Below are 12846 nucleotides of genomic sequence, written 5' to 3'. Positions count from 1 at the left end.
CCTGCTCGTGGTGGTGTCTTCGTCGCATGGTCCGCCTCATGGCATGAGCGAACAACCACCTGGGCCTCAGGAATGGTTCAGCGACTCGGCCACGCGAGCTCGCGACGCCTCGCATAGCGTTTGCGCAGCTCGCCGGCGACTCGACGAGAGGCCGGTGGGCGGCCGGGCACCCGCGACGGCGGCTCCTCTGCGGGCTCCGGCCCTGTCCCGCCTGCGGATGCCGGGTGCGATGTCGACGGCGTGACCGCGGGTTCCTCCGCGCCATCCTCTTGTTGCCGCAGGAGCTGCTCAAGGTCATCGAGACGGTCCAGCATCCGCGGGTCGGGCTGGGGCAGGACCACCGTGGGATGGTCCTGCGGCGTCGTCCGCTGGATCAGCGCTCGCCGGGCGCGGGCCGGGCTCGTCCCCAGCCGGTGCAGCAGATCGGCGCACTGGCGCGTCACCTGCGCGAGCTGAGGGCGCTCCTCCGGCCGGTGCGCCAGCATCGGCTTCACGACCGGGGCGAGCTCGTCTGGCAGCCCGGACAGATCGGGCTCCAATTCGGGATTCGCCACCTGTGCGAGCACCGCCGGCCACCCCTCCCCCGAGTACGGCTGATGCCCGCTCGCCGCGTATAGAAGCACCACACCCAAGCCGTAGACGTCAGCCGCCGGCGTCACCTCGGTTACGCCCAAGGCCTGTTCGGGAGGCATGGAGCCGACCGTGCCGATGATGGTGCCGGCCATGGACATGGATCCCTTGGACACGTCGAGGAAGGAACCGAGTCCGAAGTCGATGATCACTGGGCCGAAGGCTCCGATCATCACGTTCTTCGGCTTCAAGTCCCGGTGCACCAGACCCGTCGCGTGCACGGCTGTGAGGCCCTCGGCCAGCAGCGCGCCCAGGCTCGCCACCAGGTCCTCGGACAGGGGACCCTGCTCTCTCACGAGGTCGTCCAGTGGCCGGCCGGGGACGAAGTCCGTCGCCAGCCACGGCTGTTCGGCGAACGGGTCCGCATCGACGAATCGGGCCACCCGACCCGTGCCCGAGAGGGTGCGTGCGATCGACGCCTCGCGCTCGAACCGGGCACGCGCATGCGGGTCGATCTTGTCGGGCCGAATCACCTTCACTGCGACCGGATCGCCCGCGACTGAGTAGGCGAGGTAGACCTCTCCCATGCCTCCGGCCCCCAGGCGCCGCTCGACAGCGTAAGGCCCTATTCGCTCCGGCAGCGCGCCACCCCGCCCTGCCCCCACCAGCCATGTACACACAAGGCCCCCCAGCCCCCTGTTCTCCGTCCCGAGAACGAGTTAAATATTGGCAACCTCTGGCACATACAACAAGTTGTTGCGCCGGGTCACCGAGGTGTGAATTTCCCGGACTCTCCAATCCCTGCCTATCCGCCGGGCCGTGGTAGGTGGATAGGTGTTCTGTCTCGTACGACGTCAAACATGGATTGGTCGATCGCAGGGCGCTTCCGGGGCGTAACGGCGGCCAACTTGATCACGCCGCGGTCGCTCAGGGCCGTTCGCCACTCGGCGGGCTTGGGGCGCGTTCCCTGTGCGCCCTTCGCCTGGGTGAAGAGAGCTCGCACCGCCGTCTCACGTCGGCCGTCCAGACAGCCCGTGACGAACGAAGGCGTCTGCGTGGGCAGGACGTAGGCATCCCGGGCAAGGATCCGCACCACCATCAGCGCAGCCTTGTAGGCGTCAGTGTCCACCGTCGCCTCGGTGGACGCGGCGAGCGGGTCGTTCCAGTCAGGGGTCGCGGCCTGGGGCAGGACCGGGTTGCGGCCGACCTGCCGGAAACCATCGCAGTCCAGGAAGTAGACCGCCGGGGCGGGGACGAGCGACCAGAGGGTGTTCGCCTGCGAGATGTCCCCCACCACCAGGCCTGCGGAGTGGAACCAGGTGATGGCCTCGGCGCAGGCCAAAGCGAGATCCCGGCGCTGCTGCGGCAACGGCTGGACTACCTGCCTCCAGCCCGGTTTCGCCTCTCTGAGCAGGTACTGCATCTCCAGCAGTCGGTTGTTACCGGCGGAGTTCACCCAGGTCATGCTCTCCGGGGCGCGCTGCATCAGGAATCCCACCGGCCGCCCACCGTGCACGACCCGGCACAGCGGCCAGGCGGCCAGTTCATCGAGCCGCTCCCGGTCGGTGGCCGCGAGCGCCTCCCGGAAGTCGACCAGGCCGGCGAGCGCGGCCCCATCGACGTCGGAGGGGTCCTTGTACTCCTTGAACAGAAGCGCTCCGTCGCCGACCGGGAACACGTCGCCCTGGCCGCCGCTGTTCAGCCGGTCGCCGAGGTCGAGCGAGGAACGCTCGACGTCTCTGCCGTCCACGGCCGTCACGCTGACTCCTCCCACAGACAGATCACAGTCCGGTCGTCGTCGTAGGACATCGCGCGTGTCTGCGCCTGCCACAGGAAGTCGGACATGGAGGGGATCTCGCCGGAGCACCAGGCATCGGCAAGGATCCGTGCGAACTCAGGGTCCTTCTGCGTCAGGGGGTTAGTGATTCCGTCCGTGCCGAGGAGCAGGACATCGCTCGGAACGGTCCGGAACAGACGGGTCCTGACGCTGCGATAGGCGTGAGGCAGGGCCTCGGTCTTGGTATCGAGGATTCCGTCGGCCGAGGCTTCGGAGGTGTCGCCCAGCAGCCACTGTCCGGCGTGGTGCAGGAACAGACCGCCGTCGCCCACCCCGAACAGGACCCGTTCCCGGACGGCGGGGTCGGTGGGGACGAGCAGAAGGTGCAGGGTGGTGGCGTAGTCGCCGTCGTCATAGTCGCGGTGGCCACGGGCCGCCGTCTTCTCCCAGTTCGACCGCAGCTCGGTGACCGCAGCAGCGACGGCCTTGTTGGCGAGGGCTCCGAGCTCCGCCGAGTCTCCCGCACGGAGTGCGCTGAACAGACTTGCCGCGTCACGACCCAGGTGAACGGCCACTGCCCGAGACACCTGGTAAGAGCCGATGTGCGAGTACGCCGCCGATCCGACCCCATCCGCCACGGCAAGCAGCAGCATCTCCGCGTCCGGCGGGCCGATCCGGGCGACCAGCATCGCATCCTGTCGGCACGTGCCCTCCCAGTTGTGCGAGTCACCGCGTATGGAGGCGGCCCGCACCACGAGGTGTCCCTCTTCGCATCCGTCCAGGAGGACATGGGGTGTGAACGCCGCGAATTCGTCGCCGTCGTGCAGGGCCGGCATCCGCAGCGGACGAGGCGGGTAGCGCGGAGGGCGCTTCCCTGTGTGCGGGGGAGCCCCGAGGCCGGAAACGGGGCGGCCGGGGCTGGTGGAATCGGTTGCCGGGAGCGGCTCCGTCTCGGCCGTGGGCTCCGCCGCCGGTGTCTCCTCCTCTGGCCCCGGGGGCGCTGGCGCCGATCCCGAGTAGGGAGAGAGGCCGATCGTCTCGGTGTCGTGCATCGGTTCGCTCACAGCTTGTCGAGGGAGAGAGTGGTGAAGTCCGCGATCTTCTCCTCCACTTGGAGGTCGAATCCGCTGTCGCCCTGTGCGGCCATGCTGGTCGCCGACGTCACGATGGACCGGGTCAGGCTCTTGGCGAACTCACGCAACGCGGAGGCCGGGGAGACGGAGTCCTTGTTCTGCATGAAGGCCCGAAAGTTGGCGACACGGGCGATGATCGCGGGGTCGGCGTCGCTGATACCGAACGCAATGATCTTCGGGGCGTAACGGAACTTCGACTGGTCCTTCAAGGTGTCGAGGGCGCACTCCCAATCGGAGTCGGTGGGCAGGCCGTCGGAGAGGAAGAACACCACCGGCCGGTAGACCTCGTGCCCTTCTGCCTTCAGTGCGGTGACGTCCTTCTCGATGGAGTCCTTCAGCACCCGGAAAGCGGAGTCGAAGGAGGTCATTCCGCCTGCGGAAAGCGACGGCAGCGAGGTCAGCTCACTCAGGTCGGCGAGCGGCTGCAGCACGGCCGCCTTGTCCGAGAAGCCGATCAGCGCGAACCTGGTCTTGTCCGCAACGGTCGGGTTCTCACTGATCTCCTGGTGCAGCTCGGGCAGCGCCTTGTTGATGGTGTCCACGGCCTCACCGGACATCGACGCGGACTCGTCGCACACCAGGTAGAAGGGCAGGATTTGCATGACACTCCAAGTGAATGAGCAGGCCGGTCGGGCCGTCAGCGGGTGAAGAAGTAGATCTCGAGGTCAGCGGAGCCTGCCGGGCCGCCACTCCAGAAATTGCGGGTCGTCGCGCCTCGGAACATGTCGGGCTGAGCGACCTTCAGCGCCTTGTTGATCTCTTTCGCGTAGGCCTGGCCGGCCGTGGTCTCCGGGGCGTTGCCGAAGGTGATGACGAAGGCCGCTGTCCGTCCCTCGTACCGCTCGGTCTTCTCCTTGAGCTGAGTCACCATGGCGTCGGTGGCTCCGTCGGCGGTCCTGACGTCGATCTTCACCGGTTTGCGTTCGACGGACCGTGCGCCGGTCGGAGTCGGCTTCGGCGAGGAGGGGGACGTCGCACCGGGCGTCGGCCGCGTCGCCGTCGCGGCCAGCGGGTCGCCCCGGTCGCCCATGGACACCAGCGCCAGCACAAGAAGCATGTCCGCGAAGAGCCAGCCGGCGAGGTGCACCGGATTGAACCGGAAGCCCCTACGGGCAGCGCGGCTCATTGGCCGGGGCCGATCGCGACCCGAGCCTCATCCTCGGCCTGATGCACCGTCTCCGCTGTGAGCGTCCCGTCTTGCTCGGAACGCGTCCGAGCGGACGCTGCCGCCAGGACGGCGCGCTCCAGGGACTCGGCCACCATGGCGAATCGGTCGGCTGCGTCGCGCACTTCCTGGTTGCGCGCCGCGACGCCGCTGATGGCTTCGCGCGAGGCGTCTGCGGCGTCGCCGGTCCGTTGGGCAGCTTTCCCAAGTCCGGTGATCAGTCGGCCGTTGACATCGGAGACGACCTCGAGACCGGTGGTGAACTCTCTTTGGGTCGCGGCCAGTCCGGTCACCGAGTCCTCGATCCGCTGGGCCGCCTCCGTGAGTGTGGAGCGCAGTCCGTCCCCGCTGCCGGTGATCGCCACCTCCAGTTGAGATGTCGTCCGGACCAGGGCGTCGCGCATCTCGTTGCCGGCCGTCCGGAGATCCTCGAAGGATTCGTCCAGGGCCTTCCGTTGCCCGCTGATCGCATCGGTCAGCTGGCGTCCGGCTTCTGTGAGCGGTGCGTCGAGTTCGCGTACCGCGGCCTTGATCGTCGTGCCGCTGTTCGTGACCGAAGCCTCGATGTCCGCGAGTAGTTCCTTCAGCGGCCTTACGGCTACGTCGGCCTGCTCCAGGCGCCGATCCGCTCTGTCCACGGTCTCGCCCACCAACTCGGCGGCACGCACCAGGAGTTCCTGGGTGGCGATGGCCTTCGTGTGCATGCGCTGGAGGCGGCCGGCAGCCGAATTCAGCTCGGCGGCAAAACGCTGCGGCGAAGCGAACCGGTGCGCGTTGAGCAGGAGTTGTGCGCGAGTGAGAGTGGGTACGAGGCGGGCGAGAGTCGCACGGGTGCGCTCCTCCGCCTCCTCCTCACGGCGCTCGACGGTCCGGCGCAGCCACCCGTGCAGGAGGACGAGCCCGAGCAGCGCGCCGAGCGCGACAGAACCGGCGACCGCCACATGCCCGAAACGGAAGAAGCCGTTCAGGTTCCCCTGGAAGCCGGTCTGCCACAGCTGGAGGAACGGACGCCCGGCCGCCTTGGGGTCCACGCCTGTCAGTGCCTCGTAGGCGTTGGACGCTTTCGCCAGGCCGGTCCATGTGAACAGCAGTGGCAGAAAGACCAGCCCTCCGAGGACCCAGTCGAGCAGGGCGGCATGCCGCACCCGCCGGTCGGGCTCTGGCACTGCCACGCACTCGGCCCTGGCGAAGTGCCGCATCAGGTCCAGTTCGGCCCAGGCGTCGAGCGCACCCTCCTCGTCGGAGTCGAGCGCGTCGGCCAACTCGCGCAGGCTGTCAGCGCATGGCGCCAACACCCCCTCCTGCGCGAGATCTTCGAGGTGACGAGCCGTCACCTTCTTGTCGAGAGGTCCCCCCACGGACATACCCCACCCTGGTCCGGCAGAGCGCCGTCCCGTTGTATCCACGATCAGTGAAGTTCACGAGTTCTTCACCAAGTGCGCAATAATAGACCACATTCCCATCAGTCAGCGTGGTGTACACGAATAGCGAGTTCGGGCGGGGGCGGAGCATGAGCGGAGACGGGCGGCAACGTGGGGTCATCCAGCTGAGACCAGGAGCAGCACGGTCGCGGTCACGTGAAACGCCACGCACGGTGGAGGCACCCCGGAACGAAGGCGCCGCTGCACGCCACCCGGTCGAGCTGACCAGGTCCACCCCGGGAGCCCGGATCACGAGCCGGGGAACACTGCAGGTCAACCTCAACTGGTCGGCGGCTTCCGACGCGGACCTCGACCTCGGCTGCCTGGTGCGGACCCGTGATGGCCTGGGCATCGCGATACAACCCCTGGGCGAGGCTTTCGGATCGCTCTCCGAGTGGCCCTATGTCAGCCTCGACCAGGACGACCGCAGTGGGTCGTCATCCGACGGCGAGACCCTGAGAGTCAGCCTGGAGCACCGGAGCAAGTTCTCCAAGCTGCTCGTCTACGTGTACGTCTACGAAGGGGCAGTCGACTTTCGCCACCTACGCGGAGTGGTCACGGTCACCGCCCCGGACGGCGAATGGCGCATTCACCTCGACGACTCCCCGAAGGGCGCCACCGCATGCGCAATCGCCCTGCTCACGCCAGGAGACAAGTCCCTGGATCTGCGGCGGGAGGTCGCGTGGTTCACTCCCCACCTGTTCCGCACACACCAGCAACAGATCGATACCGCATACGGGTTCGGCTTCGAGTGGCGGTACGGGAGGAAACCGGCTCGTTGAGCAGCGGCCACGACGGGCAGTATTCGGCGGCCCAGCCTGGCGCCGACTCCAGTGAGATCCCCCGGCCCATCTTCACGATGGCCGACAGACCGCTCCTGAACCGGGTTCGCTGTTGTTCCACGCCTCGGCTCAGCGGCTGCGGCGTAACTTCGTTCGGGCGCCGGGTCGATCCCGGCATCCCGCAGGATCCCCATACCGTGGAAGCAGCCGCCTTGATCCCCAGCGCCAATAGTTCGCCGTGCAATTGACGCTTGATCACAGGCGTCGCCGTGGGGCGGCACCACTGTGCTGACGTAGACACAGTCCGTCAGGTCCAGAAACCTTGGCGTTCGCAGATCGGGTGGTCCGGAGTGTGTGGGCAGCGGTCAAGGCTTGCGTACCGCCTTGCAGTACGGTCCTGAGGCCAGGATCTGTCCGCGGCACCAACCGGCAGAACGTCTCTTTCACACCCAGCGGCACAATGGTTCTGTCAGCTCCGTCATCGCGTCGAATCTCCAACTCGACGTAGAACCGGCGTACATAAAGCGGTAGTTGATAGAAAGCAGTACACGGCCGCCGTCACAGGATGATGGCGTTGTCCCCGTTCCGGTCACTGGAGGTAGTGCGCATGGCGGCCACACTGTACCGAGACACCGGCTACGTCTTGTCTCATTTGATCGAAGAGATCAAGCACGGCAGCGTCGCCCTCCCGGACATCCAGCGTCCGTTCGTCTGGTCGACTGCCAAGATCAGGGACCTGTTCGACTCGATGTACCGGGGCTATCCAGTCGGCACGCTGATGTTCTGGGAGACCGGCGCCGAGGTTGGGACGCGGCAAATCGGCGGCCGCGACAACGACCGCGTCCCCCGACTGCTGGTCGTCGACGGACAGCAGCGTCTGACGTCCTTGTTCGCTGTGCTGACCGGGGAGCACGTGATCACCAAGACGTTCGAGAATCGGCGCATCCGCCTTGCATTTCGCCCAGCCGACGAGACGTTCGAGGTCACAGACGCAGCCATTGAGAAGGACCCCGAGTTCATCGCCGACATCACAGCGCTGTGGAACGGCAGTTACAAGTCCACCGTGCGCACCTTCTTGAACCGCCTCGCCGAAGGTAGGGACAGCGAACTCAGCGACCGCGAGCAGGACCTGCTGGAGGAGCGAGTCGACCGAGTCCGCGACCTTCGAGATTTCCGCTTCCAAGTGATCGAACTCGGAGCGACCGCCGACGAGGAACAGGTCGCGGAGGTCTTCGTCCGCATCAACTCCGAAGGCGTGAAACTCAACCAGGCCGACTTCATCCTCACCTTGATGTCGGTGCACTGGGAGAAGGGCCGCCGCGAACTGGAGGCCTTCTGCCGAGCTGCCGTCGACCCCACCGTGACTGGCCCCTGCCCGAGGAACCCGTTCCTGGAACCCAGCCCTGACCAGTTACTGCGGGTCGGGGTAGGACTCGCCTTCAACCGCGGCCGACTGCAACACGTGTACAGCATGCTGCGCGGCAAGGACCTGGAAACCGGGAGCGTGAGTCCCGAGCGTCGCACGGCGCAGTTCGAACTCCTGCGGCAAGCCCACGAGGACGTCATCGACCTGACCAACTGGCACGAGTACCTGAAGTGCCTGACCGCGGCAGGATTCCGGAGCCGCAGGATGATCACGTCGGAGAACGCGGTCATCTTCACATACATCCTGTGGCTGATCGGACGCCGTCGCTTCGCCTTGGACTACCCCGCCCTGCGCGCCGTCATCAGCCGCTGGTTCTTCATGGCCCACACCACCGGCCGATACACCACCTCCCCAGAGAGCCAGCTAGAAGCCGACCTGGCCCGTATCGCCGCGCTTGAGCCCGGCTCCCCCGACGCCTTCCGCGCAGAGCTCGACCGGATGGTGCGCTCAAATTTCACCGGGGACTACTGGGAGATATCCCTACCTAACCGCCTGGACACGTCCGCGTCCCGGTCCCCAGCGCTGTACGCGTACTACGCCGCCCTCAACCTGCTCGATGCCGAGCTGCTGTTCAGCAGATTGAAGATCCGCGATGTAATGACACCCGACGTGGTCACACCACGATCGGTGGAGCGCCACCACTTGTTCCCGAAATCCTTTCTGGCCAACCAGGGCATCACCCATGGCAGGCAGGTCAATGCCATTGCCAACATGGCGTTCATGGACTGGCCGGAGAACGTCAAGATCGGCGCCGACAACCCGCACCACTACTGGGCAGCCATGACCCGCGATCTGGGGCCTGAGCGACTGAAACAGCAGACGTACTGGCACGGGCTACCCATCGGCTGGGAACAGCTCGACTACACCACCTTCCTGGAACGACGCCGAGGGCTCATGGCCCAGGTCATCCGCGACGGATTCAGCCGCCTCTGGAACGACCGGCCCAACTCACCCTCTGCAACAGTCGCGGACCTGATCGAAGCCGGCGAGTCCCAGACCGTCGAGTTCAAGTCCACGGCACGATGGAGCATCAGGGCCGGACAGCTCGACCGCAAGCTTGAGCACGTCATCGTCAAGACCGTGTGTGCCCTCCTGAACGCCGAAGGCGGCGCTCTACTCATCGGTGTCGACGACAACGGAAACGTTCTCGGTCTCGGTTCGGACTGGAAGACCCTCGGACCGCGGGGCACCCAGGACGGCTATGAACTCTGGCTCCGGCAGCTTCTGGACACCAACCTTTCCCAGCAGACCGCCGGCCTCGTGCGGATCCGCTACGAAACCGTCGACGGCAACGAGGTGTGCGCCGTCTCCGTCGCGGCTTCCGGGAAACCCGTATTCGCCAAACCGGACGGCGGACGGACGGCGACAGAGTTCTGGGTACGCATCGGCAACGCATCGAAGCAGCTCCACGGCGACGACATGGTCAACTACCAGACGCAGCACTGGGGGTAGCGGACGAACCCTGTGAGCCGTCCCGAGACCTCTGGACTCCCGCACGCCGACCGCGGGACGCACCGCTCATTCCGATGATCGAGCGGGTCACCTCCGAGATCGGGACCTGGGCCGGGTCGGTCGCCGACAGCTACGGGCGATATGCCAGCGGGTCACATGGCACAACGAGGAACGCCTACTCAGCGCTCGACCACGTGCTGCCCATCGAAGTCGCACTGCGAGCAGCGCCTGCAGCGTGAAACCGAGCGGCTCGGCTCCACCCGGCTCAGGGCAGTCCGCGGCCTCTACATAACCCAGAGCAGCTCAAAGCCCTGCGCCGGCAAAGCACGGGCGGGCAGATTGGTGTCGGCTCGTCAGCTGTCAGTGGCACCGAGGGAACGGTTCTCGAACCTAACGTCGGAATTGAGATACAGCGGACTCTGGCCATGAGCTGCACCGGCGATGCCGCGCGCCCTCCACGACTCCGTACCCCGCGTCTCAGCGAGGCCGGCGAATGGCACCCAAGACCTGGCTCGACACAGCCGCAGCAGCACGCCTGCGAGCCGGTAGGGAACAGTGGGACGGCGCTTTGCCTGTGATGTCGGACGGGGTTCGCTGCGCATCACCCGACGAAGACACCTGATACTGGGCGCCGGCCGACCGCTCTCCGGTTCGATCCGATGGATGCGGTGGAGACGGGGCCGCTCACGGTGGAGGTGTGCGTGATTCACGGGCCTCCGCCCGGCCGTGGAACGCCCTTGGCCGACCGGTTGCCGCGCCCTCAATCGCGGATGGAGGCCGAGGCGCCGGGGCCGTCTACCGGGGTCTGCCGGGGAACATCCGCTTCTCCCGGGTCCACCTGCGATGTCCTGAAGAAGGCCTGGAAGATGAGGTCGAATTCGCACTCGGCGGATGCCTTGAAGACCGGAAGCCCACGGATGTCCTCGGCGGTCGTGTAGTGCTGACAGAACCGGCGGGCACGGTCGTTCTTGTTCTTGGACTCGTTCGCCTCAGGATCCGGGTAGTAGGCCTCGATGGCTCCGCGTTCCCACACGTAGATGTCCTCTTGGCGGAGCATCCGCAGGAGATCGGCCTTCATCCGACGCAGTTCCGGGTCCTCGGCCTTCTCCAGGGTCCTTCGCTGTGCGCCCTCCTCGGAGCGCGCGAAGAACTCCGTGACCGCAGCGTCCAACTCCGTGAACGTACACAGGCCCTGGGCGTGCCGCTCGCTCTTGCGTCGCGCACGCTCCCACAGTTCAAGGGCGCTGCCGCTGGTACGGATCCCTTTCACCTTCTTGTTCTTGTCGGAGGGATTGGTGTCCACGTCCGCCACCAGCTGCTTGACCTTGTCCATGACCCGGCCCTTCAACTTGCGGCACTCGGCGCTGGCGCCCAGTTTCTCGAACCCGGAAATGACTACATCCAGATCCGCCATGACCGCGACTCGCATCTCGAACCGTTGGAAGAACTTCCGGTAGCGCTCGATGCTTCCCTTGCCCTCGACCACGGCGATGGCGGCACCTTGCTTGTCGAAGTCCCATTGCGGGCTGAGCGTGCGCGCGATGTGGGAGACGAGGGTGCGGTCGCTGGGGCCCTCCACGAGCAGCACGGAATTGGCGAAGAAGGCCGCCTCGTTGTTCTCGTGCGTGATGATCTCGAACTGGTCGCGGGCGTTCATGTCGGCCAGGTCGACGACGCAGGTCCGGCTGGCGGGCGGCCGCCGAGCGTGGTCCTTGACCACCTTCACGAAGGTTCGCAGCTTCCCGGGCTGGACGAAGGCCGACGAGTGCGTGGTGACCAGCACGTCGTTGAACTCGGAGAACGCGGCAAGGGTCTCGAAGAGCTTGCGCTGCGCCTGTGGGTGCAGGAAGACCTCGGGCTCCTCGAACAGCAGGATGCTGGGCCGCTGAGCGGTGTACGACCTTGCCGGGCGCTTGGCCTTCAGGTCCACGTACGAACGCAGCATCGCGAACGCCACCGACCTGCGCAGGCCGTCACCCTTCGTCTTGAACGGTCCGCTGATGCCGTCGTCGACGTCGATCTGCGCCTCGTCCAACAGGGACCGCAGCCGCGGTGGCGGGATGTCGAGACGCACACGGGCACGAGGGAAGGACTCCTGGAGGTTGTCCTGGATCCGCGACTCGATCTCCCGCACCTCAACCAGCCGTTCGTCGGACGCGCTGCCGTCGCCCTTTGTCACGACGCTGAGAGGACGTTCCAGTTGAAAACTGGATAGTTCACGGGTTGTGCCAGGTTATGGGCGTTTCGCCGGTTGCTCGTTTCGCGAGGGTCGAGATCATCGCGATGCGGATCATGCTTTCGGAGTGTGCGGGTTTGGTCTCGTAGTCGCGGGCGAGCCGGCGGTGCATCATGATCCATCCGAAACTTCGCTCGACTACCCAGCGCCTGGCGATCACGGAGAAGCCTTTGACCTGCTCATTTCGCGGGACTACGTCGACGTCGATGCCGAGGGCGGCGCCGTGCTCGATGGCCTTGGTCTTGTAGCCGGTGTCGACCCACGCCTTGGTGATCGTGGGGTGGTCGGCGGCGAGTTGAGTGAGGAGCTGCTTGCCGGCCTCGTTGTCCGAGACGCTGGCCGCGGTCACGATGACCAGCAGTAACAGGCCGAGAGTGTCGACCACAATGCTGCGCTTGCGGCCCACGATCTTCTTCCCGGCGTCCGTTCCCTGGGTGTCGGCGGGAACGCTGGTCGCGGTCTTGACGCTCTGCGCATCGATCACGCAAGCGGTGGGTTCGGCGGTGCGTCCTGCCTGCTCACGCACCATCCGGTGCAGATGGAGGCCGAGTTTCTCGATGGTGCCGTCTGCACTCCAGGCGCTGAAGTAGCCGAATACGGTGGTGTGCGGCGGGAAGTCGTGCGGAAGGTAGCGCCAGGGGACGCCGGTCCGGTTAAGGAAGAGGATCGCGTTCATGACTTCTCGCAGGTCAGTGACCTTGCCGCCGAGGTTGAGCGAGGTCTTCTGGCGCTCGGCCCGCCAGGCCGACAAGGCCGGCTCCATCAACGCCCAGCGGGCATCGGAGAGATCACTCAGGTACGGCAGGCGCGGCTGCAAAGCGGTCATGGGGATACCCATGCACGAGGTCCCTACCCGGGCATATCGCTCGATCGAGCGAGGCAAA

The 12846-nt window shown here is 66.2% G+C and carries 10 protein-coding genes; 2 read left to right on the top strand and 8 right to left on the bottom strand.

Going from position 1 to position 12846, the window contains the following annotated elements; translation table 11 throughout:
• Nucleotides 1-77: 77 nt before the first annotated feature.
• The 6 genes from OG746_RS37545 to OG746_RS37520 form a co-directional block, all read right to left on the bottom strand.
• A complete protein-coding gene (locus OG746_RS37545; RefSeq protein ID WP_266725664.1) occupies nucleotides 78-1235 on the bottom strand; it encodes a serine/threonine-protein kinase in 1158 nt (385 codons plus the stop codon).
• Nucleotides 1236-1375: 140 nt separating this feature from the next.
• A complete protein-coding gene (locus tag OG746_RS37540; protein WP_266722914.1) occupies nucleotides 1376-2329 on the bottom strand; it encodes a hypothetical protein in 954 nt (317 codons plus the stop codon).
• A complete protein-coding gene (locus OG746_RS37535; protein WP_266722912.1) occupies nucleotides 2326-3183 on the bottom strand; it encodes a protein phosphatase 2C domain-containing protein in 858 nt (285 codons plus the stop codon). The genes OG746_RS37540 and OG746_RS37535 overlap by 4 nt, the downstream gene beginning before the upstream one ends.
• Before the next feature lie 224 nt (nucleotides 3184-3407).
• Entirely contained in the window at nucleotides 3408-4082 is a 675-nt protein-coding gene (locus OG746_RS37530) for a vWA domain-containing protein (RefSeq protein ID WP_266722910.1), read from the bottom strand.
• 35 nt (nucleotides 4083-4117) lie between these two features.
• Nucleotides 4118-4606 (bottom strand): hypothetical protein, encoded by a 489-nt coding sequence (locus OG746_RS37525; protein WP_266722908.1) that lies wholly within the window; start codon nucleotides 4604-4606, stop codon nucleotides 4118-4120.
• Nucleotides 4603-6009, bottom strand: a complete 1407-nt coding sequence (locus OG746_RS37520) for a hypothetical protein (protein WP_524540520.1) — start codon at nucleotides 6007-6009, stop codon at nucleotides 4603-4605. Before OG746_RS37520 ends, OG746_RS37525 begins: the two co-directional genes overlap by 4 nt.
• 230 nt (nucleotides 6010-6239) lie before the next feature.
• Here OG746_RS37520 and OG746_RS37515 point away from each other — a divergent pair, with 230 nt between their 5' ends.
• Nucleotides 6240-6848, top strand: a complete 609-nt coding sequence (locus tag OG746_RS37515) for a tellurium resistance protein (protein WP_266722905.1) — start codon at nucleotides 6240-6242, stop codon at nucleotides 6846-6848.
• A gap of 607 nt (nucleotides 6849-7455) precedes the next feature.
• Nucleotides 7456-9726, top strand: a complete 2271-nt coding sequence (locus OG746_RS37510) for a GmrSD restriction endonuclease domain-containing protein (RefSeq protein WP_266722903.1) — start codon at nucleotides 7456-7458, stop codon at nucleotides 9724-9726.
• Nucleotides 9727-10486: 760 nt separating this feature from the next.
• Here the strand turns inward: OG746_RS37510 and OG746_RS37505 are convergent.
• Together OG746_RS37505 and OG746_RS37500 are read right to left on the bottom strand one after the other, a co-directional pair.
• Nucleotides 10487-11905 carry an ATP-dependent nuclease gene (locus tag OG746_RS37505; RefSeq protein WP_266722901.1) on the bottom strand — a complete coding sequence of 473 codons (1419 nt, stop codon included), beginning with the start codon at nucleotides 11903-11905 and terminating at the stop codon, nucleotides 10487-10489.
• Nucleotides 11906-11942: 37 nt separating this feature from the next.
• Nucleotides 11943-12779 (bottom strand): IS5 family transposase, encoded by an 837-nt coding sequence (locus tag OG746_RS37500; protein WP_266725662.1) that lies wholly within the window; start codon nucleotides 12777-12779, stop codon nucleotides 11943-11945.
• Nucleotides 12780-12846: the final 67 nt, after the last annotated feature.

Source organism: Streptomyces sp. NBC_01016 (assembly GCF_026341035.1).
GTDB lineage: Bacteria > Actinomycetota > Actinomycetes > Streptomycetales > Streptomycetaceae > Streptomyces.
Note: the sequence above shows the minus strand (reverse complement) of the source record. Positions and strands in the feature narration are given on the sequence as shown.